27 protein-coding genes and 1 tRNA gene are annotated in these 26,463 nt (G+C 68.4%); 3 read left to right on the top strand and 25 right to left on the bottom strand.

Annotated elements, in window-relative coordinates:
* Positions 1-56: 56 nt before the first annotated feature.
* The 9 genes from rpmE to ACGFWI_RS27300 form a co-directional block, all read right to left on the bottom strand.
* Positions 57-281, bottom strand: a complete 225-nt coding sequence (rpmE, locus tag ACGFWI_RS27260; RefSeq protein WP_350253979.1) for a 50S ribosomal protein L31 — start codon at positions 279-281, stop codon at positions 57-59.
* A 197-nt stretch (positions 282-478) separates the two neighbouring features.
* Complete coding sequence (locus tag ACGFWI_RS27265) at positions 479-1,603, bottom strand: LCP family protein (protein WP_393908669.1); 1,125 nt, start codon at positions 1,601-1,603, stop codon at positions 479-481.
* A gap of 431 nt (positions 1,604-2,034) precedes the next feature.
* The gene (gene rho, locus ACGFWI_RS27270; protein WP_393908670.1) at positions 2,035-4,095 is read right to left on the bottom strand and encodes a transcription termination factor Rho; all 2,061 of its coding nucleotides are present in this window, start codon (positions 4,093-4,095) and stop codon (positions 2,035-2,037) included.
* Between the two features lie 373 nt (positions 4,096-4,468).
* The gene (gene thrB / locus ACGFWI_RS27275; RefSeq protein ID WP_393908671.1) at positions 4,469-5,386 is read right to left on the bottom strand and encodes a homoserine kinase; all 918 of its coding nucleotides are present in this window, start codon (positions 5,384-5,386) and stop codon (positions 4,469-4,471) included.
* Positions 5,387-5,749: 363 nt separating this feature from the next.
* Entirely contained in the window at positions 5,750-6,835 is a 1,086-nt protein-coding gene (gene thrC, locus ACGFWI_RS27280) for a threonine synthase (RefSeq protein ID WP_393908672.1), read from the bottom strand.
* Between the two features lie 8 nt (positions 6,836-6,843).
* Complete coding sequence (locus ACGFWI_RS27285; protein WP_393908673.1) at positions 6,844-8,136, bottom strand: homoserine dehydrogenase; 1,293 nt, start codon at positions 8,134-8,136, stop codon at positions 6,844-6,846.
* 137 nt (positions 8,137-8,273) lie between these two features.
* Complete coding sequence (lysA, locus tag ACGFWI_RS27290) at positions 8,274-9,665, bottom strand: diaminopimelate decarboxylase (RefSeq protein WP_393908674.1); 1,392 nt, start codon at positions 9,663-9,665, stop codon at positions 8,274-8,276.
* A 26-nt stretch (positions 9,666-9,691) separates the two neighbouring features.
* The gene (gene nrtL / locus ACGFWI_RS27295) at positions 9,692-10,759 is read right to left on the bottom strand and encodes an ArgS-related anticodon-binding protein NrtL (protein ID WP_393908675.1); all 1,068 of its coding nucleotides are present in this window, start codon (positions 10,757-10,759) and stop codon (positions 9,692-9,694) included.
* Between the two features lie 247 nt (positions 10,760-11,006).
* On the bottom strand, positions 11,007-11,519 hold the full coding sequence (locus ACGFWI_RS27300; protein WP_393908676.1) for a response regulator: 513 nt from the start codon (positions 11,517-11,519) through the stop codon (positions 11,007-11,009).
* A 233-nt stretch (positions 11,520-11,752) separates the two neighbouring features.
* Between ACGFWI_RS27300 and ACGFWI_RS27305 the strand changes: the two genes are divergently transcribed.
* Positions 11,753-11,824 (top strand) — tRNA-Arg (locus tag ACGFWI_RS27305).
* A gap of 129 nt (positions 11,825-11,953) precedes the next feature.
* Positions 11,954-12,658: a hypothetical protein gene (locus tag ACGFWI_RS27310; RefSeq protein ID WP_393908677.1), complete on the top strand. Its 705-nt coding sequence runs from the start codon at positions 11,954-11,956 to the stop codon at positions 12,656-12,658.
* 41 nt (positions 12,659-12,699) lie between these two features.
* Here the strand turns inward: ACGFWI_RS27310 and ACGFWI_RS27315 are convergent, their stop codons facing one another.
* From ACGFWI_RS27315 to ACGFWI_RS27380, 14 genes are all read right to left on the bottom strand, one after another.
* Positions 12,700-14,169 (bottom strand): tyrosine-type recombinase/integrase, encoded by a 1,470-nt coding sequence (locus tag ACGFWI_RS27315; RefSeq protein ID WP_393908678.1) that lies wholly within the window; start codon positions 14,167-14,169, stop codon positions 12,700-12,702.
* On the bottom strand, positions 14,166-14,354 hold the full coding sequence (locus tag ACGFWI_RS27320) for a helix-turn-helix transcriptional regulator (RefSeq protein ID WP_393908679.1): 189 nt from the start codon (positions 14,352-14,354) through the stop codon (positions 14,166-14,168). The genes ACGFWI_RS27315 and ACGFWI_RS27320 overlap by 4 nt, the downstream gene beginning before the upstream one ends.
* Positions 14,355-14,356: 2 nt before the next feature.
* Complete coding sequence (locus ACGFWI_RS27325; RefSeq protein ID WP_393908680.1) at positions 14,357-15,520, bottom strand: AAA family ATPase; 1,164 nt, start codon at positions 15,518-15,520, stop codon at positions 14,357-14,359.
* Positions 15,517-16,401 carry a bifunctional DNA primase/polymerase gene (locus tag ACGFWI_RS27330; protein ID WP_393908681.1) on the bottom strand — a complete coding sequence of 295 codons (885 nt, stop codon included), beginning with the start codon at positions 16,399-16,401 and terminating at the stop codon, positions 15,517-15,519. Before ACGFWI_RS27330 ends, ACGFWI_RS27325 begins: the two co-directional genes overlap by 4 nt.
* 110 nt (positions 16,402-16,511) lie before the next feature.
* Positions 16,512-16,982, bottom strand: a complete 471-nt coding sequence (locus tag ACGFWI_RS27335) for a hypothetical protein (protein WP_393908682.1) — start codon at positions 16,980-16,982, stop codon at positions 16,512-16,514.
* An 8-nt stretch (positions 16,983-16,990) separates the two neighbouring features.
* Complete coding sequence (locus tag ACGFWI_RS27340) at positions 16,991-17,179, bottom strand: hypothetical protein (protein ID WP_393908683.1); 189 nt, start codon at positions 17,177-17,179, stop codon at positions 16,991-16,993.
* Positions 17,180-17,211: 32 nt separating this feature from the next.
* Positions 17,212-17,463 carry a hypothetical protein gene (locus ACGFWI_RS27345; RefSeq protein ID WP_393908684.1) on the bottom strand — a complete coding sequence of 84 codons (252 nt, stop codon included), beginning with the start codon at positions 17,461-17,463 and terminating at the stop codon, positions 17,212-17,214.
* A gap of 140 nt (positions 17,464-17,603) precedes the next feature.
* Positions 17,604-19,787 (bottom strand): cell division protein FtsK, encoded by a 2,184-nt coding sequence (locus ACGFWI_RS27350; protein WP_393908685.1) that lies wholly within the window; start codon positions 19,785-19,787, stop codon positions 17,604-17,606.
* A gap of 73 nt (positions 19,788-19,860) precedes the next feature.
* A complete protein-coding gene (locus ACGFWI_RS27355; protein WP_393908686.1) occupies positions 19,861-20,088 on the bottom strand; it encodes a hypothetical protein in 228 nt (75 codons plus the stop codon).
* Between the two features lie 67 nt (positions 20,089-20,155).
* Positions 20,156-20,491: an RRQRL motif-containing zinc-binding protein gene (locus tag ACGFWI_RS27360; protein WP_393908739.1), complete on the bottom strand. Its 336-nt coding sequence runs from the start codon at positions 20,489-20,491 to the stop codon at positions 20,156-20,158.
* Positions 20,491-21,585: a conjugal transfer protein gene (locus ACGFWI_RS27365; RefSeq protein ID WP_393908687.1), complete on the bottom strand. Its 1,095-nt coding sequence runs from the start codon at positions 21,583-21,585 to the stop codon at positions 20,491-20,493. Before ACGFWI_RS27365 ends, ACGFWI_RS27360 begins: the two co-directional genes overlap by 1 nt.
* Complete coding sequence (locus ACGFWI_RS27370) at positions 21,585-22,232, bottom strand: GGDEF domain-containing protein (RefSeq protein ID WP_393908688.1); 648 nt, start codon at positions 22,230-22,232, stop codon at positions 21,585-21,587. Before ACGFWI_RS27370 ends, ACGFWI_RS27365 begins: the two co-directional genes overlap by 1 nt.
* The gene (locus tag ACGFWI_RS27375) at positions 22,229-22,543 is read right to left on the bottom strand and encodes a hypothetical protein (RefSeq protein WP_393908689.1); all 315 of its coding nucleotides are present in this window, start codon (positions 22,541-22,543) and stop codon (positions 22,229-22,231) included. The genes ACGFWI_RS27370 and ACGFWI_RS27375 overlap by 4 nt, the downstream gene beginning before the upstream one ends.
* 84 nt (positions 22,544-22,627) lie before the next feature.
* Positions 22,628-23,098 (bottom strand): transcriptional regulator, encoded by a 471-nt coding sequence (locus tag ACGFWI_RS27380; protein ID WP_393908690.1) that lies wholly within the window; start codon positions 23,096-23,098, stop codon positions 22,628-22,630.
* A gap of 386 nt (positions 23,099-23,484) precedes the next feature.
* Here ACGFWI_RS27380 and ACGFWI_RS27385 point away from each other — a divergent pair, with 386 nt between their 5' ends.
* On the top strand, positions 23,485-23,868 hold the full coding sequence (locus ACGFWI_RS27385; protein WP_393908691.1) for a GntR family transcriptional regulator: 384 nt from the start codon (positions 23,485-23,487) through the stop codon (positions 23,866-23,868).
* 216 nt (positions 23,869-24,084) lie between these two features.
* Here the strand turns inward: ACGFWI_RS27385 and ACGFWI_RS27390 are convergent, their stop codons facing one another.
* Together ACGFWI_RS27390 and ACGFWI_RS27395 are read right to left on the bottom strand one after the other, a co-directional pair.
* Entirely contained in the window at positions 24,085-24,648 is a 564-nt protein-coding gene (locus ACGFWI_RS27390) for a flavoprotein (protein ID WP_393908692.1), read from the bottom strand.
* Positions 24,645-25,880 (bottom strand): helix-turn-helix domain-containing protein, encoded by a 1,236-nt coding sequence (locus ACGFWI_RS27395; protein ID WP_393908693.1) that lies wholly within the window; start codon positions 25,878-25,880, stop codon positions 24,645-24,647. Before ACGFWI_RS27395 ends, ACGFWI_RS27390 begins: the two co-directional genes overlap by 4 nt.
* Positions 25,881-26,463: the final 583 nt, after the last annotated feature.

The raw sequence follows: 26,463 nt of genomic DNA on the forward strand, positions 1-26,463 counted from the left end.
CGCCGGTCCGGTCACCCCTGGGCAGGGGCGACCGGAGACCGGCGCCTTGCGGGTCGCTACTTCTTGGCGGCTGCAGCGCCCTTGCCGAAGCGGGCCTCGAAGCGGGCCACGCGGCCGCCCGTGTCCATGATCTTCTGCTTGCCCGTGTAGAACGGGTGGCACTCGGAGCAGATGTCGGCGCGGACGGTACCGCCGGCGACCGTGCTACGGGTGGTGAAGGACGCGCCACAGGTGCAGCTGACCTGGGTCTCGACGTACTCCGGGTGGATGTCGCGCTTCAAGGGATTCTCCTAGATTCGGGAGTGCACCGGGTCGTGCTGCGGATTGCGTCACGTGAACCGGGGCCGACGGTCCAGTCTGCCAGGACTAGCCGTATCTCCCAAAACCGGGGTACGGCCGCAACTATTCCCCGGCCGGTTCCGGGGCCGCCGGGCCCCGGAACCCCACCTGCCGGTTGCTTCAGGCACTCACCGGCCGGCTACTTCACGTACTTGTCCGTGCCGCCCTGGTCACCGGCCGAGCCCTTGATCGCGGACTTGGGGATGTCCTTGTCCTGCCGCAGCGCGTCCCAGACCTGCCCGCTCTTCTTCATCAGCGGCACCACACGGTCCGGGTTGTCGGGGTCGTACGTCACCGGCAGCGTCACCATGTCGATGTTCTCCGACCCGATGCTGCCCAGGCTCTTGGCCAGGCCGGTCAGTTCACCGACCGAGTTCAGATCGGTGTCGGTGGTGATGGCCTTGGTGGCCGTATCGGCGATGTCGTAGAGCTTGGTGGGGTTGGTGAGCACCCCGACGTTCTTGACCTGGTTCATCAGGGCCTTGATGAACGTCTGCTGCAGCTGGATGCGGCCCAGGTCGCTGCCGTCGCCGCCGGGCACGCCGTGCCGGGTCCGGACGAGGCCGAGCGACTGCTCGCCGTTGAGGTTGTGCTTGCCGGGCTGCAGGTGCAGATGGCTGTGGTTGTCCTCGATCGCCTTGCTGGTGGTGACGTCCACCCCGCCCAGCGCGTCGATGAGCTTCTTGAAGCCGGTGAAGTCGACCTCGAGGAAGTGGTCCATCCGGATCCCGCTGATCGACTCGACGGTCTTGACCGAGCAGGCCGGCCCGCCGACCTCGAAGGCCGTGTTGAACATCGCCCGCTGCGCGCCGGGGACGTCCTTGCCGTCCTTGGTGCAGTCGGGGCGCTTGATCATGGTGTCGCGGGGGACGCTGACCACACTGGCCTTCTTACGGCCCTTGTACACGTGCACGATCATCGCCGTGTCGGAACGCGCGCCGCCCTCGTCCTTGCCGTACTCACCGTTCTTGCCGGCGCGGGAGTCGGATCCCATCACCAGGATGTCCATCGAGCCGTCGTCGACGTTCTTCGGCCGGTCGTGTCCGAGGGCGGCGTTGATGTCGACGCCCTTCAGATTGCCGTTGAGCTTGAAGTAGACGTAACCGAGTCCTGCCCCACCCAGCAGTACGACGCTGGTCAGCGTGCACAGGGTGATGGTCAGTGCCCGGCGGCGTCGGGTCGGGCCCTTGCGCCGGCGGCCCGTGGCACGTATGCCGCGGGCACGACTTTCGGCCGTCTGCGCGGTCCCGTTGCTGTCCGCCATCTGCTCCTCAGTCCTCGTTCGCTCGGCTGCCCCTCGCCGCCGCCGTGCTGTGTGCTGACACGGCTCGTTGCTCCTTGTCAGACGGGAGGTCGACGGGAAGGGTTGCACAGCGAGTCATGAGCGATTTCTTAGAAATCAGCGGCGGCCCATCCTGGCGGTGCGGGACCTTCGTCCTTCCCACCTGGGCTTTCGACCCTTTTCCCGGCATGGCTGGAACCATGCGGCTTGCGTGGATCTGTGCGGAACGTCTCAAGCGCGGCGCGTGTACCGCACACCGAACCGCGGCGCGTGTATCGCACACCGAACGCGGTCCGGATCGCAGACGCCGTACGCCACCCGCGCCACACGCGGCCACCCAACGCACAGCCCCCCTCACCCAGAGGGGGTGAGGGGGGCTGTGCGTTACCGCGCCAGGGCGCGCCCTACGGGCGTCAGTCGTTGCCGTTGCCCGCGGTCGGCGTCGTCTTCTGGATCTGCAGCAGGAACTCCGCGTTGGACTTCGTCTGCTTCATCTTGTCCAGCAGCAGCTCGATGGCCTGCTGCTGGTCCAGGGCGTGCAGCACCCGGCGCAGCTTCCACACGACGGCGAGCTCGTCGCTGCCCATGAGGATCTCTTCCTTACGGGTGCTGGACGCGTCCACGTCCACCGCCGGGAAGATGCGCTTGTCCGAGAGCTTGCGGTCGAGCTTGAGCTCCAGGTTGCCGGTGCCCTTGAACTCCTCGAAGATCACCTCGTCCATCCGCGAGCCGGTCTCGACCAGCGCGGTGGCCAGGATGGTCAGCGAACCGCCGTCCTCGATGTTGCGCGCGGCACCGAAGAAGCGCTTCGGCGGGTAGAGCGCGGTCGAGTCGACACCACCGGACAGGATGCGGCCGGAGGCCGGGGCGGCGAGGTTGTACGCACGTCCCAGACGGGTGATGGAGTCCAGCAGGACGACCACGTCGTGACCCAGCTCGACGAGACGCTTGGCGCGCTCGATGGCCAGCTCGGCGACGGTGGTGTGGTCCTCGGCCGGGCGGTCGAAGGTCGAGGAGATGACCTCGCCCTTGACCGACCGCTGCATGTCGGTGACCTCTTCAGGACGCTCGTCGACGAGGACGACCATCAGGTGGCACTCGGGGTTGTTGCGGGTGATCGAGTTGGCGACCGCCTGCATGATCATGGTCTTGCCGGTCTTCGGCGGGGCCACGATCAGACCGCGCTGGCCCTTGCCGATCGGCGTGACCAGGTCGATGATCCGGGTCGTCAGACCGCCCGACTCACCCTCCAGGCGCAGTCGCTCCTGCGGGTAAAGGGGCGTCAGCTTCCCGAACTCGGGCCGTCCGCGGCCCTGTTCGGGCGCCACGCTGTTGACGGTGTCGAGCCGCACCAGCGCGTTGAACTTCTCGCGCCGCTCGCCGTCCTTGGGCTGGCGGACCGCGCCGGTGACGTGGTCACCCTTGCGCAGGCCGTTCTTCCGCACCTGGGCGAGCGAGACGTACACGTCGTTCGGGCCGGGCAGGTAGCCGGAGGTCCGGATGAACGCGTAGTTGTCGAGGATGTCGAGGATGCCCGCGACCGGGATCAGGACGTCGTCCTCGGTCACCTGCGGCTCGTTGCCGAAGTCCTCACGGCCCCCGCGACGGCCACGGCGGTCGCGGTAGCGGCCGCGACGGCCCCGGCGGCCGCCCTCGAAGTCGTCGTCGTCATCGGTACGGCGGTCCCGCTGGCGCTGGCCGCCCTGGCCGCCCTGACCACCCTGGCCGCCGTCACCGGCGTCGCCCTTGCGGCGGTCACCGCGGTCACGGTCGCGCTGGCGCTGGCCGCGCTCCCCACGGTCGCCGCGGTCGCCCTTCTGGCCGCGGTCCTGGCGGTCGCCGCGGTCCTGACGCTCGCCGCTCTTGCTCGGCCGGCCCTCGCCGGTCTCCTGCGGGGAGGTCGCGGTGTCGGTCTTGGCATCCGCCTTGACCTCGGTCTTCGCCTCGACCCTGGTCTCGGTCTTGAGGTCGCCCGAGGCGCCCTCGGGGCTGCCCGCGGCGGCGGTGGCACGGCGCCGGCGGCGCTCGCCGGCCGGCTGCTCGTCGCTGACCGGCTGGCCGGGGATGTCGATCTGCTGCTGGCTCCCGGACTTGTCCGCGGCCTTGTCGCCCTTGTCGGACTTGGCGGCCTTGCCGGCCTGCTCGGCGCCGTCCTCGCCGGTACGGGCCTTGGAGGTCGAACGGCGCTTGGGCTTGGTCTCGGTGTCGGCGGACGCATCGGCCTTGGCGGCGGAGCCCGAGCCTCCGGCCTGCTTCTCCTTGATGACCTCGATCAGCTGGCTCTTGCGCATCCGCGCGGTGCCCTTGATACCGAGGCCGGAGGCGACCTGCTGCAGCTCTGCCAGGACCATGCCGTCAAGGCCGGTGCCGGAACGGCGGCGCCGCGTGGTAGCAGGAGCGGCGGGAGCGTCCGTGGCGGGCGCGGTGGCACTGCCATCGGTGCGCGCGCCCATCAGATCGGTGGTGTCGCTCACGAAGGGTCCTTCCCTGGAGCGGGCGTCGGCCTGTCTGGCTCGGCGACCGGTTGTGCTGTCCGGCTGGGTCCTTGGTCTCAATGGACCGGGCCGGGGCGGTGGTCCCGCCGGAAGTGGCGGAGAGAATCAGTTCATGGCTCCGGCGTGAAGAGATGCAGACTGGCCATGCCGTCACGCCGATTCCGGAGCGTGCTCACTTCTGCTCAGGCCATTGCTCCAAGCAGTTTGGGAGGCTCCCGGAAGAAAGTGGTCCCTATGGGGGACACGAAGCACCGCGCCACTCAGGCGTCGAGTACTGACTTGAGGTTAACACTACCGGGTCCAACAAACATTCCCCCTCTCCAAGACCGGCAATCGTCGATCACCCGCGTGATCACCCGGCGAGCGGCAGGACACAGGTGCCTGCCGCATCGAGGGCCAGCCGGTTGGCCGCCCACCCCTCTCCCGCCAGTGCCGCGACCTTCTCGGCCGCCGCATCCTCGACCAGTGCGAGCACCGTCGGGCCCGCACCGGACACGACTGCAGGGACGCCGTCCGCGCGCAGTCGGTTCACCAGGGCCACGCTGTCCGGCATCGCGGGAGCGCGGTATTCCTGGTGGAGTCGGTCCTCGGTCGCGGCGAGCAGCAGCTCGGGGCGCCTGGTCAGGGCCTCGACGAGCAGTGCGGCGCGGCCGGCGTTGGCCGCGGCGTCCACATGGGGGACGGTGCGCGGCAGCAGTCCACGGGCGGTCTCGGTCAGCACCGGTTTTCCGGGCACGAAGACCACCGGAACGATGGAATCGGCGGGATCCATCCGGATCGCGTGGGCGGTGCCGGTGTCCATCCAGGCGAGCGTGAAACCGCCCAGCAGACAGGCGGCGACGTTGTCGGGGTGGCCCTCGATCTCGTTGGCCAGCTCCAGCAGTGCGGTGTCGTCGAGCTTTTGCTCACCGCCTATCGTCACCGCACGGGCGGCGACGATGCCTGCGCAGATGGCGGCGGAGGAAGACCCCAGGCCGCGGCCGTGCGGAATGCGGTTGGCGCAGACGATTTCCAGGCCGCGCGGCTGTCCGCCGAGCAGCTCGAAGGCGGTGCGCATCGACCGTACGAGCAGATGACTCTCGTCGCGCGGCAGGGAGTCGGCACCCTCACCTGCGATGTCGATGTGCAGGCCGGAGTCGGCGACACGCACCACGACATCGTCGTACAGGCCCAGGGAAAGACCCAGGGCATCGAAGCCGGGACCGAGATTGGCGCTGGTAGCGGGGGTGCGCACCCGGACGGCGGCGGCGCGGAACGCGGGACCGGCCATCGCTCGATGACTCTCCTTGATTGATGCTGCGGTACTGCCCCACAAAGCGCCAAGGCACCGAAGTGCCCGGCCGGCTCGTGGGGTCTGTTCTGACCTGCCCTGAACGCCACTGCGTTATGCCGTGGGGAGGGGAGTTGGTGCCAGCCTATCGAAGGAAGGTTCTGTCGCGACATAGGGCGCACAGGAGGCGCACGATGCGTGTCGCGCGCCTTCCTGTGCCCCGACGCTGTCTTCCCTGGGCTTTGCAGCCTTTGCACACTTTGCTGTGCAAGCGGTGACGGGACGTCCGCCGCCCCGTCACCGGGTGCCGTACGCGCAGGTCCGCCCGTACGGCCGCACCCCCGCGCGGGGGTGCGGGGCGACCTAGGCGAGACCGAGGCGCTCCGCCGCGGCGTCCGCGTCGATCGGGACCGTGACCGGTTGCGGCGCTCCGGCCACCGCCCAGTCCGGGTCCTTGAGACCGTTTCCGGTCACCGTGCAGACGATGCGCTGGCCGGGGTCGACCTTGCCCTCCTCGGCTGCCTTGAGCAGACCGGCGACGGACGCGGCCGAGGCGGGCTCCACGAAGACGCCCTCCCGCGCGGCCAACAGGCGGTAGGCAGCGAGGATTTGACGGTCGGTCACGGAGTCGATGGAGCCGCCGGACTCGTCCCGCGCCTGCTCCGCGAACGACCACGAGGCGGGGTTGCCGATGCGGATGGCGGTGGCGATGGTGTGCGGGTCCTTGACGACCTCACCGCGCACGATCGGCGCGCTGCCGGAGGCCTGGAAACCCCACATGCGCGGGGTGTGCGAGGCGATGCCGTCGGCCGCGTACTCCTTGTAGCCCCGCCAGTACGCCGTGATGTTGCCGGCGTTGCCGACGGGCAGCACATGGATGTCGGGCGCATCGCGGAGCATGTCGACGATTTCGAAGGCCGCGGTCTTCTGGCCCTCGATGCGCACCGGGTTGACAGAGTTCACAAGTGCGACCGGGTACTTGTCGGAGAGGCTCCGGGCGAGCGTCAGACAGTCGTCGAAATTTCCGTCGACCTGGAGAATCTTCGCGCCGTGGACCAGCGCCTGGCCCATCTTGCCGAGCGCGATCTTGCCCTGCGGGACGAGCACGGCGCAGACCATGCCGGCCCGGACCGCGTAGGCGGCGGCCGAGGCGGAGGTGTTGCCGGTGGAGGCGCAGATGACCGCCTTGGCACCCTCCTCCTTGGCGCGGGTGATGGCCATCGTCATGCCCCGGTCCTTGAAGGAGCCGGTGGGGTTGGCGCCCTCGACCTTGAGGTGCACCTCGCACCCGGTGCGCTCGGAGAGCACCTGGGCGGGTACGAGAGGGGTGCCGCCCTCCCGGAGGGTGACGACCTCGGTCGTGTCGCTGACCGGAAGCCGGTCGCGGTACTCCTCGATGATTCCGCGCCACTGGCTGCTTGCCGTGGTCACAGTGGAATTGGCAGACATGGGTTCCTTTACTCCCCTTCGACCCGCATGATGCTGGCGACACCACGGACGGTGTCGAGCTCGCGCAGTGCCCCGACGGTCGACGACAGGGCCGCGTCCGCCGCTCGGTGGGTGACGATGACGAGGGATGCCTCGCCGTCCTTGCCCTGCTGACGGACCGTATCGATCGATACGCCGTGTTCCGCGAAGATCGTGGCGACCTGCGCGAGAACGCCGGGCTTGTCGGCCACGTCGAGGCTGATGTGGTACCGCGTGACGACCGCGCCCATGGGGCTGACGGGCAGCCGTGTGTAGGCGGACTCACCCGGGCCGGTGGCTCCGGCGAGCTTGTTGCGGCAGACCGCGACGAGGTCGCCGAGGACCGCGGAGGCGGTCGGCGCGCCGCCGGCGCCCGGCCCGTAGAACATCAGCTGGCCGGCCGCGTCGGCCTCGACGAAGACCGCGTTGTACGCCTCGCGGACGGAGGCGAGCGGGTGCGTCAGCGGAATCATCGCGGGATGCACCCGCGCGGTCACGGACGCACCGTCCGCGGCCCGCTCGCAGATGGCCAGCAGCTTGACCGTGCACCCCATCCGCTGGGCGGAGGCGATATCGGCCGCGGTGACCTCCGTGAGGCCCTCGCGGTGCACATCGTCGATGGTCACGCGGGTGTGGAAGGCGATACCGGCCAGGATCGCGGCCTTGGCGGCGGCGTCGAAGCCCTCGACATCGGCGGTCGGGTCGGCCTCGGCGTAGCCGAGCGCGGTCGCCTCGTCCAGCGCCTCGCTGTAGCCGGCCCCGGTCGAGTCCATCTTGTCGAGGATGAAGTTGGTGGTGCCGTTGACGATGCCGAGCACTCGGTTGACCTTGTCGCCGGCCAGGGACTCGCGCAGCGGCCGTACCAGCGGGATCGCGCCCGCGACGGCGGCCTCGTAATACAGATCCGCGCCATTGGTCTCGGCCGCCGCATGCAGCGCCGCGCCGTCCGCCGCGACCAGTGCCTTGTTGGCGGAGACCACACTCGCGCCGTGTTCGAAAGCGGTGGTGATCAGGCTGCGGGCCGGCTCGATACCGCCGATGACCTCGATCACGACATCAATGTCGCCCCGTTTGACGAGCGCGGTCGCATCGGTGGTGACCAGCTCGGCCGGGACGCCCTCGCGCACCTTGTCGGGGCGGCGGACGGCGATCCCGGCGAGCTCCACGGGCGCACCGATGCGGGCGGCGAGGTCGTCGGCGTGCGTCGTCATGATGCGCGTCACCTCTGAGCCGACAACACCACAGCCCAGGAGCGCCACCTTCAGCGGACGCGTACGCATCATTCGACCTCTGCTTCTCATCGATCAGCGAATTCCAGCTTGCTAATGCACCAGTCTCACGCACCGGACGGCAGTTTCCGCCCATCGTCCAGATGCCGAGACATTTATTTCATCCGGGGCCGGGACCCGGCGATCCGGCCCTACCCGACATCCAACCGCAGGAGATCTTCCTCCGTCTCCCGCCGGACGATCACCCTGGCTTCACCGTTCTTTACGGCTACGACGGGCGGCCGCAGCGAGTGGTTGTAGTTGCTCGCCATGGAACGGCAGTACGCACCGGTGGCCGGCACCGCGAGCAGATCTCCCGGCGCGACATCGGCCGGCAGAAAGGCGTCGCGCACGACGATGTCCCCGCTCTCGCAATGCTTGCCCACCACGCGCGAGAGCATCGGCGCGGCGTCGGAGGTGCGGGACACCAGGGCCACGCTGTACTCCGCGTCGTAGAGCGCCGTGCGGATGTTGTCCGACATCCCCCCGTCCACGGACACATACGTCCGCAGGCCTTCCAGCTCCTTGACCGTGCCTACCTCGTACAGCGTGAAGGCCGTGGGCCCCACGATCGCCCGTCCCGGCTCGACCGACAGCCGCGGCACGCCCAGCCCCGCCGCCGCGCACTCCTTGCTCACGATGTCGCCCAGTGCCGACGCGATCTCGTGCGGCTCGCGCGGATCGTCGTCCGAGGTGTACGCGATGCCGAGCCCGCCGCCCAGATCGATCTCGGGCAGCTCGATGCCGTGCTCATCCCGCACTTCGGTCAGCAACTGCACCACGCGGCGCGCGGACACCTCAAAGCCCGCCATATCGAAAATCTGCGACCCGATATGGCTGTGAATTCCGATGAGTTCCAGCCCGTCCAGCTTCAGCGCGCGACGCACGGCCTCCGCGGCCTGTCCGTCCGCCAGCGCAATGCCGAACTTCTGGTCCTCGTGCGCCGTCGCAATGAACTCATGCGTATGCGCCTCGACACCGACCGTGACCCGGATCTGCACCCGCTGCCGCTTGCCCAGCCGCTCCGCGATATGGGCGACCCGCACGATTTCCTGGAACGAGTCGAGCACGATGCGCCCGACCCCTGCCTCCACGGCCCGGGTGATTTCCTCGGTGCTCTTGTTGTTCCCGTGCAGGGCGATCCGCTCGGCCGGCATTCCCGCCGCCAGCGCCGTGGCCAGCTCGCCCCCGGAACAAACGTCGAGATTCAGCCCCTCTTCGTTCAGCCATCGCACAATGGCCCGGGACAAAAACGCCTTTCCGGCGTAGAACACATCGGCCCCCGGGCCGAAGGCGTCCTTCCATGCCCGGCAGCGGGCCCGGAAGTCCTCCTCGTCCAGGAAGTACGCCGGTGTACCGAACTCCGCGGCGAGCGCGGTGACGTCCAGCCCGCCGACGGTGACCACACCGTCGGCATTGCGCGAGACCGTATGGGACCAGACCCGCGGGTCGAGGGTATTGAGATCGGCGGGCGGCCCGGCGTAGTGCCCCTCGGGCAACACGTCAGCATGCCGGGGCCCTGCAGGGTGCGCGGAGCGACTCATGACTGTGGAGATCCCCTCAAAATCGTTCAGAGGTGTTCGGGAGCGGAGATGCCGAGCAGACGCAGGCCGTTGGCGAGCACCGTCCCACTGGCCTCGGCAAGGGCCAGCCGGGCACGATGCACGGCCAAGGGTTTCTGCTGCCCGACGGGCAACGGCGGAAAGACGTCATGCCACCGGAAGAACGCATCCGCCGTCGCTTCCAGATGCCGTACCACCCGGTCCGGCGCCCGCAGCCGCGCGGCGACTTCGATGACGGAGGGGTAGGTGGCGAGCGAGGTCTGCAGAGCCTGGAGGCTCGGGAGGGATGGAGCGGCGGGTGCGGAGGGCAGCGGCGCGGACGGAGCGGCAGGCGAGGACCCGCCATCCGTCGGCGGAAACCCCACATCCCCCGGCTCGCTCACAAACCCCAGCTCACCCGCGTTCCGCACCAGCGCCCGCACCCTCGCGTACGCATACTGCACCCGGAACCGCGGATTGCTCTCCCGCTGCACGGGCCGCTCGGGCACCCGCACCGGATCATGCGCGACCGGCCGCAACAACACCCAGCGCGCGTCGTCGGGCCCGAGGCGGGCGGTGAGAGTGGCGAGGTCGTACGGAGCGGGCGCGAGCACGGGGTGCCCGTCGACCTGGCAGTCGGAGCGCCCGGCCGCCGCGTCGACCTGCGCCAGCACCTCGGCGACCACAGCAGCACGGGCGTCGGCAGCCGTGGAACCGGCCACCGGACGGAAGGCACCAGAGCCCTGCCCCGCACTCGGCCCCCCGTAGCCGTCCCCCTGCGCCAGCACCTCCCGTACGAGCGCGATGAGCGCCCCGTCCCCCAAGGTGAAGTTCAAAAACCCCGGCCCGGCGATCTCGACGCGGGCGATTCCCGCGCTCCCGACCAGCCGGTTCCGCAGAATCTCGGCGACCTCCCGGGCCGGCCGACCCGCCGGCCCCGCGAGCTGCAGCGCGACATTGGAGGCGTAGTCCCCACACCCCGGCCGCGGCGGCGGCTCGACAACGATCCGCGCCGGCACAGGCACGGAGAGCTCCTGCTCCTCCACTGCACCACGCACGGAGCGCAGGACGGTACGGGAGAGCTCAGCGGGGGTCACAGGACAAGCGTATGGGAGACCGGGGGTAGGCATGCGACCCGGTTTCGCCCTGTGGACAGTCCACACGCCCCGGACACTCCGCACGAGGTTCCAGGAAGGCTGCGACGCCCGTCCTGCCACGGCGTCGAGACACGGACCCCGGCTCACCCCACCGGCAGAGCGCCGGGATATCCACGAGCCTCGCCCATCCCCCGGCCCACACCCCTGGCCCAGGGCCTCTACCGCCGCCCCGCTCCCCTACTCTCCGCTACTCCCCGCCCGCATCCACCATGCCGACCCCACCGGACGTCGCGACCCCACCGGACGCGGCACCACGCTCCGCCGCACCCCCGCCCCCGTCGCTCTCCCCGTCCTCTTCCTCAGCCCCACCCTCGGGCCCACGCTCCCGCTGGCGCCTCTCGCGCACCAGCTTCCCCACGGTCCGTACCAGCTCCGTCGGCTCGAACGGCTTCGCAAGAAACGCGTCCACCCCCACCGACTCGCCGTTGTCCACCTCGCCCTGCGTACACGCACTGACGATGGCGATCGGGATGTCCCACGTCCGCGGATCGGAACGCAACCGCGCCGCGGTGTGCAGACCGTTGAGCCGCGGCATCACGACATCAAGGGTCACGACATCAGGTTTCACGTGGTGCACAACATCCAGACATTCGGCACCATCAGCCGCGGTCACGACCTCGAAGCCCTCCAGCTCGAGATTGACCCTGATCAACTGCCGGATCACCTTGTTGTCGTCGACAACAAGGATCCGACCGGACAAGCCAGGCACACCATGAGACTAGGACTCCCCCTGTGACTGCGTCCCGGTTTTCCCCACTTCCGCCCCCGTGTGAGGGACCTTTCCCCGACCCCCACCGCGGCGCCCCTCACATGCGCTACGGCCCAGGCCACCTCGGCGCCAACCCCTCCCTCGCCTCCCGCGAAACCTGTTCATGAACACCCCATCAGAGCTGGTAGGGTTCTATCCGTCGCCACGAGAACACAGGCGGCAACGCCCCCGTAGCTCAGGGGATAGAGCAACGGCCTCCGGAGCCGTGTGCGCAGGTTCGAATCCTGCCGGGGGCACTCCAGCCAAGACAGCGTGATCAACCCGCTGACCTGCTGAAGTGCCAGACTTCTAGAGCCGGACCCAGTCTCACTGGGTCCGGCTCTTTGTCATTCCCTGTCACTGATCGCGTGTGAGTGGCGTGTGGGATGAAGATCCTGCACGAGGCGGCGAGCGAACCGGAACGGACCACAGAACGGCGGCCTGGATGCTTGGATCAGCTCATGCTCGCCATAGCCTCGGACGCCTTCTATACATCTGGGACCTTCTGGGCTGCCGCCTCAGCAGTCGCAGCAATCTGCATGGGCGGTGGCGCTATGTGGGCAACCTTGCGCGCCTCGAACCCGAAGCGACGCATAGATTTCTGGATGCGGGATACACCGCTACTTCGGGACCATCAGAGCCTGAACGGGACCCTGGAGGTTCGCCGCAATGGTTCCGTTTTGGTCGACCCTCGATTGGTTCGAGTGCAGTTGCGCAACCCTAGCCGACGCGATGTTTCGAGTACTGCTTTCGATCAAGGTGAACCACTGCGGATGAATCTCGGCGTGCCGATCCTCGATATCCTCGGTGTGGAGGCCCAACCCTCGACGGCTCAGGCCCCGCCAGCGACAGCCAGCGGAGCCGAACTGCGCGTTGGCCCAGGAAGATTCGGCCGGGGCAGCCGAATTACCTATCTAGTTCTCATCGATGGCACACCTTCCTATTCTTGTCAGCACTCTCTGATTGACGTGGACGTCGTCGAAGATGATGCCCTGGGCTACGACCCCAGAGCAGCCAGAGTGATCGCCGCGCTTACTGCTGCTACCGCCGCATTTACGGTCTTCAGCCTGCTGACCAAGTGGCTTAGCTGACCCCCTATTTCCGTGCCGGGATATCTTAGTTCGCTCCACATTCATTCCACTGATTTTGCCCATCCCATCGCCTTCTCGATCTTCTTGTTGTTCAGCTCTTCGTGCCCGTCGATGCAACCCTCGTATCGGCGATGGATGACCTCAGGGGAGTTGCCGGCCCGTCTAGCCACCTCAGCCACCGGCACACCCGCATTCAGCCAGTTCGTGATGCACGTGTGCCGCAGGTCGTATGGCCGCCGACCCAACGGCGAGACAGCCTTGTCCGGAGGCAAGCCGATCGGCCGGGCTTCCTGCCACACCCGCCAGTAGCTGGACGTACCGAGCACATCGCCACGCTCGTTGGCAAAGAGCCTGCCGTCCTTGGCCGTGCCGAACTCCATGATGTGCGCCCGGAGAAGCGCTACCAGCAAGGGCGGCGCCGGTACCGGCCGGTCCGCGTCGGGCTCCCGTGCCTTCAGTCCCCGCTTGTCGTGGCGCTTTCCTGAGTCGGTCCACTTCTTGCCGGACACGGGACGCGTCTCTCGCAGGGTGAGGGTGCCCCACCCCTTCTCGGGGAGGTAGCAATCCGCCTCTCGCAAGCCCACCGCTTCCGCCGGCCGCATGGCTGCGTACAGCTGGCAGGCGAAGAACCCGACCAGTCGGCGCCCACGATTCCGGTGAATGGACCCCACGTACGAGACGGCAGCGAGGAGCTGGGCACCTTGCGCCTGGTTTACCAAGACCCGGGGGTCCACCACGCCTTCGCCCTTGGAGGCCGTCCGCTTCACCTTGGCAAGCGGATTCTCATCGAGGTATCCCGCCTCAATCGCGTGCTCCATCGCCGTGTTGAATCCACGGCGGCGCCGCTTGTACGTCTCTCTCGCCGCTGGGGTGTCGTCCAGCTTGAACGAGAGCCGGTACTGAACGTCTCGCAGCACCTTTGGGTCCGTAAGGGCCGACAGGGGCAGCGAGCGGGCAGACAGCCACGCACAGGCGACTTGCAGCTCTGGCGGAGGCTCTTCGTCTTTGTGTGCTGGTATGACAGCCCAACGTACCGCGAACCGTACGTCTTCCAGCGTCGGCGCCTTCGCTCCCTCCCCCATCATGGCGAGCGCAACTGTGGCGAGACTGTCCGCGAGACCTTCACGTGTCTTTGCTGCCGTGGTGCACCAGCGAGCAGCCATGTATTCACGGCTGAAGTTCCACCATGATGGGTCCGGCCGGGTGTTCTTCTTCGCGGCGGCAGCACGGAGTTCGGACTCCGGGAGGCCCGTTTCAGTGTCGAATGCCTCGCCCCTACGCATTGCCTGCCAAAGTTCCGAACGACGACTCTCGGCGAGCGCCACCGTGGGGAAGGTAGCGTGGCGGACTCTCCCAGCAACGACCCAACGTAGTTGATAGGGAGCCTTTTTGCTGGCAATCTTACTTACCTTCCATACCCGCACTTCGGTGGAAAGCATGAGTTCATCTAACCCGGAGGGGCGACCACCATTGCGGTCGCCCGAAAACTGCTGGCTATTCCGATGCGTCATGCGGCTTCCTCCAAAGTCGCGATCCAGCGCTGAAATTCCGAGCGGCGAATGCGGACCGCACCATTCGGCAGCTTGATCGCATTAGGACCTTTCCCGAGCTGCCGCCAGCGGTAGAAGGTCGACAGGGATACGTCGTGCAGCTCCTGGACGACTTCGGGAATGGTGAGCCATTCGTCTCGGGCCATGGTCAGTTCCTTCCGTGCTGACTGGAAGTGGAGGGAAGGCCGGACAGGTGGGACAGCTCTAATACAGGCTGTCCCACCTGTTCACACTGGTCAGATGGGGTGCCGGGACAGTGGGACAGCTGGGACACCTCCGGGATGCCTTGCGTTCGCGTCTCGGTGTCCGGGTAGTACCGGCCGCTGCCGTCCTTGGTGAGCTGGCCGTCAGACGCCATGCGGGCGCAGGTGCGGCGGACGTTGGCGCCATCGGCCTGCGGCAGCGCGTCGGCGATGTCCTTCGGGCGCGCGCCGGGATTGGCCCGGACGTGCCGGAGGATGGCGGCCCGGGTGTCGCCGACGGTGTGGTCGGAGGCGGGCCCATCAAGCAAGTGCCAGGCGCCGGAGGCTTCCTGGAAGGAGAGCGCGTATTCGGCTTCGTTCACGTCGCGACCGGTGACGTGCAGAATGCCGTCCGCCTGTCCACGCGCCCTCTTGAGTACGAGGGTGGCGTCAGCAGCGCCTGCGATGCCGTTGGTGCCGGAGACCTCGGTGAGGAAGTCCTCGGAGGCCATCTTGCGGACGTGGTGGACCAGGACCACGGCGATGCCGTAGTGGTCCGCGATGCGTTTCGCGTAGCCGACGGCGACATAGTCCGCGTCGTAGGCGGAGGCGCCTTGGGGGGCCTGGCCGCGCATCTTGGCGAAGACGTCGATGACGACCATGCGGGCGTCGGGGTTGCGGTCCAGCCACTGGGCGATGGCGTCGCTGCCGCCCTGCGGAAACGGCGGGCATTCGGTGACCAGCGTCAGACCGGCCGGCGCCTTCTGGCCGCCAAGCAGTTTGCCCATACGGGTCTGGAGGCGACGCGGGGTGTCCTCCAGTGCGAGGTACAGCACCGGTCCGCCTTTGACCGGCACCGAATCGAAGGCCATGGTGCCAGCCGCAACGGAGAGGCCGAGGCCGAGGGAGAGCCAGGACTTGCCGACCTTGGGCGGCCCAGCGAGCAGGCTGACGCCTTCGGCGAGGATGCCGGGCACCGCCCACTTCGGTTCGGGGAACTCGGCGGCCATGAGCTGGTCTGCCGTCCATGCGGTCCGCGGCCGTTCCCGTACCGGCGGTGCGTCGGGCGCGGCCTGCGGCTCGCGGGGTACGGAGTACAGGTGCAGGGGCGGAATGGGGTTGGGGCTCATGCTGCCGCCTTCCGGGGACGCGCGGCTCCGGCCTTCAGACCGGAGGCGATGGTGCGCAGCGCTTCCCGCTCGCCCTGGCCGACCTGGAGGGCTGCGGCGAGCAGCCAGCCGGTGACCTCGGTCTCGGTCAGTTCTCCGCCCTTGACCAGCTGTCCCAGTGCTACGGACGCGATGTAGAGCGCGTTGTTGTGCTCGTGCGCCGCGGAGTCCATAACGCGGGCCAGTTCGCCATCGACGGCCGCCTTGAGCCACTTGCCGTGCCGGTCGGTCGTGAGTGCCACCGTGACGGGCTTCTGTGGCGGCAGCGGCTGGGGGCGGAGCATCCCGAGCAGCCACTCGGGCAGCGAGGCGGGGGCAGTGTCGTGCACGGTCGCGTAGCGGCGGCTAGCAGCGATGCTGCCCGCTCCGACGACGTAGCCGCCGTTCGCCCGGGTGTCGATCTTCCAGCCCAACGCCCCAGCCGTGTTGCGGAGGCCGGCGCCCTCGGGGGCGCTGAAGTACAGGTGCGTGCCACCGCTTCCGGTGCGGATCGTGTGCGTGTCAGCCGGGTAGGGCTGGCCGTGCCGTTCGCAGAGCACGGCGAGGACGCCCTCGCCTCCGGCGACGCCCGGGGCTGCCCATGTGGCCGGTGGCAGGTCCTCGGGGCTCTTGGCGGTGTCCAGGTCGATGACGACCAGGCGGGAGGGGCCGGTGGCGATGCCGATGTTGTACGGGGCGTGCGTCCAGCAGCGAACGATGCGATTGCGGTCGGTGGTGGCGCGCGTCTGCCAGTCGCGGACGGCTGGCCGCTTGTCGTTGGGGATGATGGGGAAGACGTGCCAGCCGCGTTCGGCGGCTGCCAGGGCAGCGCGCAGTAGCTGGGTGTTGCGCTCATGCGTCATGCTGAAGGTCTCCTGTTTCTGTGAAGGGGCATGGAGAGCTGGGGCGGTCGCGGTCTTGTGGTGAGAGGCGACCGCCCCAGGCGTATTCAGATGTGGGGTTCCTCCTGTGATCAGCGGTGGAAGTGGTTGCGCTTGATGACGGCCTTGCGGATGTTGACTGTGGTCACGCCGTCGCGGTGGCCGGTGGCGCTGAAGACCTGCACGGCGACCCAGCCGCCGAAGATGACGGCGGCGAGGATGATGAGCTGGTGGATGAGCGCGGCGAGCGCGGCGATGAACGTGGTCAGCAGTACGAGCCCGCCGCAGACGGCGCCGAACCCGATGCCCCCGAGGGCGATGTTGACCGCCGTGCGTGAGATGGCCGGCTTGGTCGCGGCCGGTTCGGGCTTGGCGGGCTCGATGGCGTAGCCGGTCACGACTCGGCCGTCCGGGAGGGCCACGCTTGCCACGGCGGGGATGTTGCCCGGCTGCACGGGCACGAGCGGTGCGGTGTGCGCGGGAGTGATCGGGGTGGGGTGGTGGAGTTCGACGGCTGCCCCCTGGTGCCCGGTCGGGCGGCGGGGCGCGGTGGGCTCGTTCACGGTCTCTCCTACAGGTCCCGGACGGCGTCAACGACGGCGTGGGTGAGCTGGTTGATGGGGCCGGAGGCACCGGTGGAGGCGAGGAAGAAGCCGAACATGACGGCGATGAAGGCGGAGCCGTAGCCGAGGGTCTTGGAGCGGAGCAGGAAGAACAGGACCAGGCCGAACAGGGCGACGAGGGAGACAGTGATAGCCACAGGGGCCTCCTTGGCGTGAGGTGGTGTGCGGGTCAGCGGGTGCCGTCGCGGTGCAGGCGCATGGCGACGTTGAACAGGTGGCGGCCCACCCGGATGCGCTTGCGGTCGCCTCGGCAGCGGCGGCAGGTCTTGCCGGGGCGGAGACGTCCGCGGCGGTCGGTCTTGAGGGCGTAGCCGAAACCGCGGCACTTGCGGCAGTTCCCGAACGGGCTGACCACACACAGAGCCACGTAACAGAGCGTGACCATGAGTGGGGAGGTGATAGCGAGGGCAGTGGGGCTCATGAACGGCCTCCGGGGCGGTTTTCAGAGGTTTCCGCAGGTGGGCCGCTATCCGCTAGCAGCCTGATCAGATGCGGTGCAGGGTGCTAGCGGGGCCGCTAACGTTAGCGAGGGTTACTGCTAGCGATAGCGGCCCCGCAGGCTCATCCGGCGTCGCGGCTTCCGTCACGCTCCGCTACCGCGGCGACGATGTGGGCGCGTTCGATGCCGCGCCGGTTGACGACCTTGTCCTTGTCCTTGAGGCGGCGCCCGATCTGGACAGTGGCGATGCCGTAGGGCTTGAGGGCCGCGGTGAGCTGTTCGGCGGCCCACTCGCCGTAGACCTCGGGCCGCAGCTCGGCCAGGCGGGCAACGACGGTTTCGTTCCAGACCTTGGCCTCTTCGACCGGGATCACGCCCAGCAGGTCCCGCAGCAGGTCATACGCTGCCGCTTCGGCCTCCGGCTCCTCGCCCAGGGCGTGGCCGGAGAGCAGGCCGGCGTCCTCGCGGGCCTTGCGGGCCCGCAGGGCGATGGCGTCCGCGCCGACGCCATCGACGTAGACGGAGCCGACGATGCGGGCGTCGGAGCCTTCACCGACGAAGTAGTGAATGCCCTTGTCGCCCCAGGAGAACATCGTGGCCCGTACGCCTCGCTTGTAGGCGCTGGTGCCCAGGACCATGTCGTTCTCCAACTGGCCCATGACCTTCAGGCACCAGCGGGCCGAGGCGTTGGCGGAGATGCCGGTGGGCAGCGCCTTGGCGTCCGGCCGCTGCGTGGCGAGCAGCAGCACGATGCCGGTGGCAGGGCCGCGCTTGACCAGGTCGGTGGCGATCTCCTCGAACTCGTCCTTGTACTTGGGGTGCTCGAACAGGACCTGGCACTCATCCACGCCGATCACGATGGGGTGCAGGCCGAGTTCCTTCTTGCTGGCCAGCTCCGAAGTCACCTTGGACTCCGGGCAGATGTCGCGCGGCAGGGAGCGAATCATCTTGGTGCGTCGCCGCAGCTCAGTGCGCAGATCGCGGAAGTCGCGGATGACGTACTCGATCGCCTCGTCATCGTCGCCCGCGGCGTGGCGGTGGGAGACGGCGTTGCCGACGGGGTCCAGGTCGCCGGTGCCCTTCATGTCGTAGGTGTGCAGCTCCGCCCGCGGGTCCAGGGCGGCGATGAGCAGCAGCAGCCTGAGCAGGAAGGTCTTGCCCATGCGGGGGATGGCGCCGATGATGCCCGCGATGTACATCAGCGTGACCTCAACCCAGCGTCCACGCTGGTCGGTGCCGAACGGCACCGCCTTGAACAGGTCCACCGTCCCGGACTTGGCCAGCGGCCATGCGGGCTTCTTGGCCTTGGACATGTCCTGATCGCCGACCCACAGCACCAGGCGGCCGGTGTGCTCGTCCGGTACCGCTTCGGGCCACACGCAGCCCAGCGGCCGGCGCAGACCGGAGGCCAGCTTGTCGCGCCGCTCGATCACGTCGGTGACCGTCACGCCGTACGGCAGGTCGCCTTCGGCCCGCCAGCCCGGCCCGTCCCGGGTGATCGGGGCGGTGAACGTGAACCCTTCGCGGCCCTTGGACTGGGCCTGGCTGATCGCCGGGATACCCAGGGCGCCCAGGGCCCGAAGGACGATGTCGGAGGTCAGCTTGTGGGCCTTGGGCAGCTCCACCGCCCGGTTGATGACGGGATCGTCGGCCGCGTCCCCTGCCCACCCGAGGGCCATCACCACTGTGCTCACCGACACCGCCATGAGCCAGGCCGGGGCGAGCACGTACAGGGCAAGCGCGGCACCCAGGCCGATGAACGAGGCGAGGATGACCACCAGGGTGCGCAGCCGTACCCGGCCGTCGCGCTGGCGGGAGAGCTTGAGGTAGGTGGCCGCGTCCTCCTTGACCACCATGGCGCGCCGCACCGGGTCGCCTTCCGCGTCGGATGCCCAACGCATCGTCCCGCCCAGGAACTTCGCAGCGCCCCGCGGCGCCTGAAGAGCCAACCGTCCGGCGTAGACCGGTGAGCGCAGGGCGTGGTACCCGGCCGTGTGGCCGTAGTGGCTGGCCACCCAGGCGGCGGCCGTCTTCAGCTCGTCGGCGGACTTCAGCCACTCCGGGACGATCGCCCGGCGCTTGGCGCCCATCAGCCTGCCCAGGTAGCCGGGCCCCTTCACATCAGGACCGTCGACCATCACCGGCGCCGACGGGTCGCCCGGCTCGTCAGCCGGTTCGCTTCGCTCCTGGTCGGTCGGGTCCTTGCGGGCGGAGCGTGCCTTGTTCAGGTCAACCACGTCCGCACCGGGGGCGGTCATCTCGGCTTCGAGGCGGTTGAACAGGTCGTTTTCGTCGTCGTGATTCACTGCTGTTCCTTCCTGAAACGGGAGGGAAGGGCCCGGACGGCGCTTTGGCCGGCAGGCGTCCGGGCCCGGTCGATCAGCGGTCGTCGGTGTCGAAGCTGGCGTAGGGGCCGTCGTTGGCCTGGGCGCGTGCATCACGCTGTCCGCCGCGGCGAACAGCGCGGCCCCGGCAGCGGCAGCGGCCGGCCAGCCCGGGGTGGCCACTGTCACTGGCGACACGGGCCGCGCTCTGGGCTGCTGCGTTCACCTTCAGAGCGGTGGTGGGGTTGTTGGTGGCGCTCATGATCCGGTCGTACAGGCCCACGGCAGGGGTCCTTTCAACGGGAAGAGGCGCATCGGGGCCCGCGCGCGGGCCCCGATGGTGTTGGAGGTCAGGCAGCGATGAGCGATCCGTCGGCGCAGGTCACGCAGACGCCGAGTGCGGCCGGGATGACGTATCCGGCCTCACAGCGGCACTCCGGGCAGATGCGGCGGGCGGCGTTCGCCTTGGCCAGAGCCGCCCACTTCGCGGGGGTCATCGGGCGGACCGGTTTGGCCAGGTCGATGCGGTACAGGTAGGCGACCAGCGGGCCGCGGCGTCGCCGGGGGCGCTCCAGCTGGGCGGCTACGTCCTGGCCACCTGGCCGCAGTCCGCGGGCGCGGAGTTGCCGATAGGTAGCCAGCCCGTCCGGGGCGAGACGCCAGCAGTAGATGGGCAGAGCGCCCATCACGCAGCAGGAGCGTCAGAAGGGGCGTGGACCGCCCGCAACTGGGGCCGCTGCGGCTCCTCGCGGACGGCGAGGATCTGCTTGCGTCCCCACGACTCGCTCATGCCGTACGCCTCACCCAGTGCCCGGGCACTGAGCGCCCGGCCCGCCTGTGCGGATTCGACGTACGTACGGCGTGCCTCCAGGCGCAGCCGCTCACGCTCGGCTTCCTCGTATTCGGCTTGCCGCTGCGCTTCGTAGGCGGCCTTGGCCGGGTCCGTGCGCGGTGTGTGCGCTTCTTCCTCCCGCACACCGCCCGCACGGTCCTTGACCAGCGCGTACGGCTCACCCTCCGCCGTGTCCGGCATGGGCTTGGTGGACTCTTCGGCGAGTGGAAGGGCGTGGTGTGCGGGGGTGTGCGGGGCGGGGAGGGCGGCTGCCGCGTTTGGCCCGCATGCCTGCCGCTCGTCGGGCACGGCGGAGATGGAGAACATCTCGGCAAGGGCCGCATCCGCACCGTCGGTGACGCGCTCGCGCTGGATGTCCAGCAGCCGCATGCCCAGGGACGCATCCCCCCTGCCGACCTTCCGGGCCAGCCTCCACGACTTGCGCTCCGACCTTTTGCGCACGCGGTCAACGCGGTGGTTGGCGGCCCGGGCTCGGTGGTAGGCCAGCGCCTGCACCACAGCAGCCGCCTTCACTTCGGCCTCGGTGTCGCGGCCGTCGGTGTGGACCACGATGCGGCGGGCCAGGAACGCCATGCCTTCCGCTGATGCGCACATGCCCATCGGGGTGACGGCATAGACGACGGTCCGGCCCGGATCGTCAGCGGCCATGGCTGCCATGACCGCCGCGGCTGCCGGCAGCGCCCACAAGCCCACCCGGATGATCCAGGGCGAGGACTGGCCCAGCAGCGTCAGCCCCAGCAGCACCAGAGCGAGCACAGCGGTCGCTCCCTCACCGGCCGCCAGCGCACCCACAGCCGTACCCGTTCCGTAGGCGCGGCTGATGTTGCTGAACGTCCCGACACCGCCTGCCACGCCCGTGGCGAGCATCGGCACGAACGCGGCGCCCAGAACCCCCTTCTGTGCAACGGTGAGTTCACGAGAGGTCATCACGCTGCCTCCCCCGACGTTCCGCGGCGGCCGTCGCGGCGGCCGTTGACCGTCCGGTATGCGGGGGTGGCGTTCTCGGCTGCGGCCATCCAGCCGCCGCCGGTCTGCTTGACGCTGTACATGACCTCATCTGCGCACCGCATCAGCCGCGGTAGGTCCGCCGCATGGCTGCGCTTCTGTGTATGGACCACGCCGGCGGAAAATCCCACCCACAGCACGTGGTCCTCGAACTCGACCGGTGCGCGCAGCTCTTCAGCCAACTGGTCCATGGTCCAGTGGAGGTCCGCCAGGCTGTAGACGCTGATGACGGCAGCGAACTCGTCGCCCCCGAGCCGGGCAGCGACTCCGCCGTTGTTCAGGCTCCACCGCTCCAGGCGCTGGCCCGTCTCTGCGATCACCGCATCCCCGACCGCGTGGCCGTAGCTGTCGTTGATCTGCTTAAAGCCGTCCAGGTCGATGACTACGACCGCCCGATGTCCGGACTCCAGGCTTCGCCGAGCGTGCTCCTCGAACGGCTCGCGCGTCCACAGCCCCGACAGTGGGTCGCGGCGTGCGGCCTCGATGCGGCGGCGCAGCCTCAGGCTGTGGACAGTCCATCCGGCTGCAAGCGGCAGAGCCGCGGCCAGCGTGGTCAGGCTCTCGCTCATGCCGCTTCCTCCGTCCCCGCGTTGCGGTCTGCGCGGCGGGTGGGCCGCAGCGGCGCGACGGCCGTGAGGGCGTCGGCGTAGAGGGCGTCCCACGCGGCGATCTCGTCGCCGCTCTCGCCCTGCTGCCGCAGGTCGGCCAGAACGTCGCGGGCCGCGTCCAGGCGAACGGCGCGCTCCTCGGCCGTCTCCGGCTCGAAGGGGCTGAGGAACAGATCGCGGTCAATGCCCAGGGGCCGTTCCTCGAAGCCGAACGCCAGCTCGTCGAACTCGCCGGTGGACACGACCTGGTGGTTGCCGATGTAGGTACGCATGGGTCACTCCTGAGGTGAAGGGGCGCCGGGGCGGCCTCGGTCCGTGGTGAGAGGCGGCCGCCCCGGCAGGTGTGCGGTTCGGGGTCAGACGGTGGTGATGAGGACGGCTGCGACGAGCAGCCACAGGTGGTGGAAGGACTGGTCCAGGGCATAGGCGCCGGTGCCGAGGTGCGCGGCGGGCTTGCCGTCGGCGGTAGCCGGGTGCGCGGGGTGGGCGCCAGTGCCGAGGCTGTAGAACTCACTCTTGCCAGTGACCTTGGCCAGCCACGCCAGCGTGCTGCGACGGTCCGCCCACCAGTGCGTGAGCGCGTCTACCCCCATGCCAATCAGCAGGCCGAGGATCGAGAGGTTCAGCCCCAGCAGCGCGGCGACGGGGAGGAGTAAGACGAGCTTGGTGGCGGTCAGGGTGGCGACATGGCGGGCGCCGGCCAGACGGCCGACCCACCCCCGCTTGCCCTTGTCGGCGGACTGGCAGGAGGTCTGAACCCAGTGGTCGCCCACGCTGTGGGCGACGTGCAGGGTGATGAAGACAGCCGCGAAGGTCGAGGCATCCATGTGCGACTCCTTGTCGAAGGGGTGAAGAAGCCGGGGCGGTCGCGGTCTGTGGTGAGAGACGAGAGCCCCGGAGTGAAGCCACGCTGTCCGGCTCCCCTCAGCTCCGTCCGTACGGCTCGGGGCCGGACGGACGGAGGAGGCAACCGACGCAGCGCCAGCTGCTGCGACGCGTGCTTGCGCGGTCTTGCACCCGCGCGGCCGTCACTTATGGGGGAGACGGCTCAGAAACCCGCACACTGTTCAGTTCTCAAGCAACGGACGCTTCCTTCGGCCCCCTTTCACCGGGGCCTCCGGACGTGAGTTCAGATTGACCTAGGTCAATCTGTCTGTCAAGGAGTCATCTCGGGATCTCTGAGATTGACCTAGGTCCGGTTACGCTCGGAGCTATGGATCCCAGCTCCGACGCACCGAAACCGACGGCAAAGGACATCGCCGCGAAGTACCGCAAGGAGATCGCAGACGGCGTTCGTGAAGCGGGCTCCCGCCTGCCGGCCGCGCGCCAGCTGGCGAAGGAACTTGGCGTTCAGCTCATGACAGTGCAGAGCGCGTATAGCCAGCTCCGCGATGAAGGCTTGGTCCTCAGCCAGCAAGGACGCGGGACCTTCGTCCGTGACCCTTCGCTGCCGCTCGGCACCGAGCCGGGCAGCAGCCCCGCCTACGTGGCCCTCGCCGAGGAACTCAACTCGATCCATGACACTCTCCGCCTGCTTGGTGAGCGCCTGGATCGCCTTGAGCGGGTCGTGGGAGACGAGACTCCGCCCGTGCGATGAGTCCGTCCGCGCGCCCCAGCAGTCGTTCGGCCGTGGTTCGCGCTTCGCTCAAACTCGCTCTAATCAAGGCGATTTCCGAGGGAGTCAGGCTTCCCAGCGTGCCGCTTCGCTCATTGATCCCCGTCATGCAAATGAGCATGCGGCCGCGAACAAAAGAGGACCCGGACAAACTGTCCGGGTCCTCTTTCCTTGCAGATCAAGGGTGTTGACGCCCCATCATTCGACGGCAGTGTCTACGGCGTCCAGTACGGCCGACCATGCCAGATCGCGCCCTGATGGCGCCTCTCGCGGCTCAAATAGCGGCCAGACATCCGGCCCATAGACAAGTTGGACGCCGCCCTCTCGCAGGTCTCCGATGTGGCGCTCCCACGCCGGGTGGCGAGCGTGCGCCGCATTCACGCGAGGGAAGACCACGACGGGCAAGCCGATCGTCCCGATCGCTTCACCCACCTGAGTCAGCGCCTGATTGTCCATGAGGCCGGTCGCAAGCTTCGCCACTGTGTTGGCCGACGCGGGAGCGACCACGTAGCAGTCAACCGCTGGATGCGGTCGCTCCTCACCTGGGAACCGCGGCTCATCGCGTACAGGCAGGCCTGTCAGCCGCTCCAACCGTTCCACTTCGCCCCTCATCCGCAGCCAGTGACCAGCGGTCGGCGTCAGCGTCACAGCTACCTGCCACCCACGCTCGATCGCGGGTTCGACGAGGCCGGTACGCAGTGCCTCCACACCGCCGGCCGCCGAACCGACAACTCCGAGCACCCCACGCTTGCCTGAACTCACTGCACCGCCCTGCACCGTTGAGCCATCACGAATACCTCGGACGTGCGAGAGCCGCCGGTCACAGGAGACTGTTTGATCAGGTCCCGCAGCGTCTCGCGCACCCTGGGATTGTTTCGCACGAGCTGCGGAGATGTCCGCTCAGCCGTGCGCAACTCCGCGAAAGCCTCATCTCCCTGCCCCGCCAGCGAGAGGGCACGGGCATGGTCGATCCGGTGCGAGACGCTGCGCTCTTGCGGCATGTGGTCCACATTGATCCGACCGTGCTCCACTACGTACGAGATGTTGTCGAGGTCCAGCTCCACGGACAGCCGATGGAGCAGCACGTTCGTAGGGCCAAAGCCCGTTTGCCAGTAGTTCTCATCCGAACCAAGGTCCTCCGCAAGTACCTCCGCTCGGTCCAACAGACTCGTGGCCGTCGATCGATCCTGGTGCCGTGCTGCCGCGACGGCCGCACGCATGTGGATCATTCCAAGCAAACTGAGAGCGGCAGGGTCGTTGTCTGATACCCGAGACGACAGCCACGCGGCTGCGGTGTTCCCCAACTCCAGCGCATCGTCATAGCGCCCGTTGGCCAGCAAGGCGTGCGTACCGGATCGCGCAGCCGAGGTGAGAACGAGCGGGTCATCGGACTCGTCCGCGGCTCGCATTGCGCGCTCAGCTGCCAGCCATGAGATGTCTGATTCGCCGATCTTCGCGAGCGTCGTAGCGGCGAGGTGATGCGCACGGGCCGAAACAGCCCAGCAGTCGTGGCGGTCGTCCCCTCTCCGTGCGGCGCGATCTTCCAGTTCCTGCGCAGTCTGAAGCAGCACAGGAAGGGCAGCAATGACGCTGCCGAGTCGGCCGCCCTGGTAGTCGTTCCACGCATGTTCCACGCGCACCGCCACGGGGGCGGGCCTCGGGAGCTGCACCTCTACCTCCGGACCGAAGAGCAGGCGCGAGAGCCGACGCGGGCTCATAAGCGCATCACGTACGGCCGGCACGTCGTCCTGCTGCCGCTCGTCTTCCATAAGCACGGTCTGACCGAGTAGATCCCCGAGCGACACACGCAGAATGCGCGCGAGTTCCGCGAGCATGTCGATACGCGGCGGCTTCCTTCGGCCAGTCTCGATCTTTGCTAGCCAGTCAGTACTACGGCCGACCAGTCCGGCCAGCACTGGTTGCGTGTAGCCGCGACGCTTCCGGTAGAAGGCAATCCGTTCACCGATGCTGAGGTGATCCCCAAGACCACGCATTACGTGCTGCCTCCTGCTGATTGAAGGGGCCCACCTCACGGTACAGAGCCGGTTACAGGGCGGGTAGTCGGCGATTGCGCCGCACCATACGAGGGTCAGGGGCCTGATACGAGGAGACCCGGACGGACTGTCCGGGTCTCCTCTGGACACGTTGGGAGGTGTCCCAGCTGTCCGACTGTCCGGTTGGAGCGCTGACCAGCGAGGGCGACCCGGACAACCGATCTACGCTGCCGGAGACGCGTGCTCTTCCCGTGCCTGATGCACCGGGGATCGTGGGGAACTCCGGTCTCCAGGAGTCACGCCACTTTTCAAGATCGATTAACTCCCGTCGGCCATGTTTCTGCGAACTGTCGCGTAATCCGGATGGCGGGTCGTGCTGGCACGTCCGCCGAGTCAGCGAGATGCTCGTCTCGCATGGTGCAGAGACCCTCACTCCATCGGCACGCTGAATGAGGTGACGGCACTGGTCGCTGCGCAATCCTCTGGTTTCAGGAGTGGCGTGCGCGGCGGGGGGCGACGTCGGCGGGGCATGCCCGAACGGCCCGGTGTTATGGCTACTCGCAGATGGCGGTGACCTGTGACA

The sequence above is a fragment of the Streptomyces sp. NPDC048434 genome, from assembly GCF_043200375.1.
GTDB lineage: Bacteria > Actinomycetota > Actinomycetes > Streptomycetales > Streptomycetaceae > Streptomyces.

Excerpts from the sequence above, each read along its gene's own strand:
- ACGFWI_RS27380 (WP_393908690.1), bottom strand. The coding sequence starts at position 23,098 with ATGGATGCCTCGACCTTCGCGGCTGTCTTCATCACCCTGCACGTCGCC.
- ACGFWI_RS27345 (WP_393908684.1), bottom strand. The coding sequence starts at position 17,463 with ATGAGCCCCACTGCCCTCGCTATCACCTCCCCACTCATGGTCACGCTC.
- ACGFWI_RS27310 (WP_393908677.1), top strand. The coding sequence starts at position 11,954 with ATGAAGATCCTGCACGAGGCGGCGAGCGAACCGGAACGGACCACAGAA.
- lysA (WP_393908674.1), bottom strand. The coding sequence starts at position 9,665 with ATGAGTCGCTCCGCGCACCCTGCAGGGCCCCGGCATGCTGACGTGTTG.
- ACGFWI_RS27330 (WP_393908681.1), bottom strand. The coding sequence starts at position 16,401 with ATGACGCATGAGCGCAACACCCAGCTACTGCGCGCTGCCCTGGCAGCC.
- ACGFWI_RS27375 (WP_393908689.1), bottom strand. The coding sequence starts at position 22,543 with ATGCGTACCTACATCGGCAACCACCAGGTCGTGTCCACCGGCGAGTTC.
- ACGFWI_RS27360 (WP_393908739.1), bottom strand. The coding sequence starts at position 20,491 with ATGGGCGCTCTGCCCATCTACTGCTGGCGTCTCGCCCCGGACGGGCTG.
- ACGFWI_RS27315 (WP_393908678.1), bottom strand. The coding sequence starts at position 14,169 with ATGACGCATCGGAATAGCCAGCAGTTTTCGGGCGACCGCAATGGTGGT.
- ACGFWI_RS27395 (WP_393908693.1), bottom strand. The coding sequence starts at position 25,880 with ATGCGTGGTCTTGGGGATCACCTCAGCATCGGTGAACGGATTGCCTTC.
- ACGFWI_RS27265 (WP_393908669.1), bottom strand. The coding sequence starts at position 1,603 with ATGGCGGACAGCAACGGGACCGCGCAGACGGCCGAAAGTCGTGCCCGC.
- ACGFWI_RS27325 (WP_393908680.1), bottom strand. The coding sequence starts at position 15,520 with ATGAGCCCCAACCCCATTCCGCCCCTGCACCTGTACTCCGTACCCCGC.
- ACGFWI_RS27370 (WP_393908688.1), bottom strand. The coding sequence starts at position 22,232 with ATGAGCGAGAGCCTGACCACGCTGGCCGCGGCTCTGCCGCTTGCAGCC.
- thrB (WP_393908671.1), bottom strand. The coding sequence starts at position 5,386 with ATGGCCGGTCCCGCGTTCCGCGCCGCCGCCGTCCGGGTGCGCACCCCC.
- ACGFWI_RS27285 (WP_393908673.1), bottom strand. The coding sequence starts at position 8,136 with ATGATGCGTACGCGTCCGCTGAAGGTGGCGCTCCTGGGCTGTGGTGTT.
- thrC (WP_393908672.1), bottom strand. The coding sequence starts at position 6,835 with ATGTCTGCCAATTCCACTGTGACCACGGCAAGCAGCCAGTGGCGCGGA.
- ACGFWI_RS27385 (WP_393908691.1), top strand. The coding sequence starts at position 23,485 with ATGGATCCCAGCTCCGACGCACCGAAACCGACGGCAAAGGACATCGCC.
- ACGFWI_RS27365 (WP_393908687.1), bottom strand. The coding sequence starts at position 21,585 with ATGACCTCTCGTGAACTCACCGTTGCACAGAAGGGGGTTCTGGGCGCC.
- ACGFWI_RS27320 (WP_393908679.1), bottom strand. The coding sequence starts at position 14,354 with ATGGCCCGAGACGAATGGCTCACCATTCCCGAAGTCGTCCAGGAGCTG.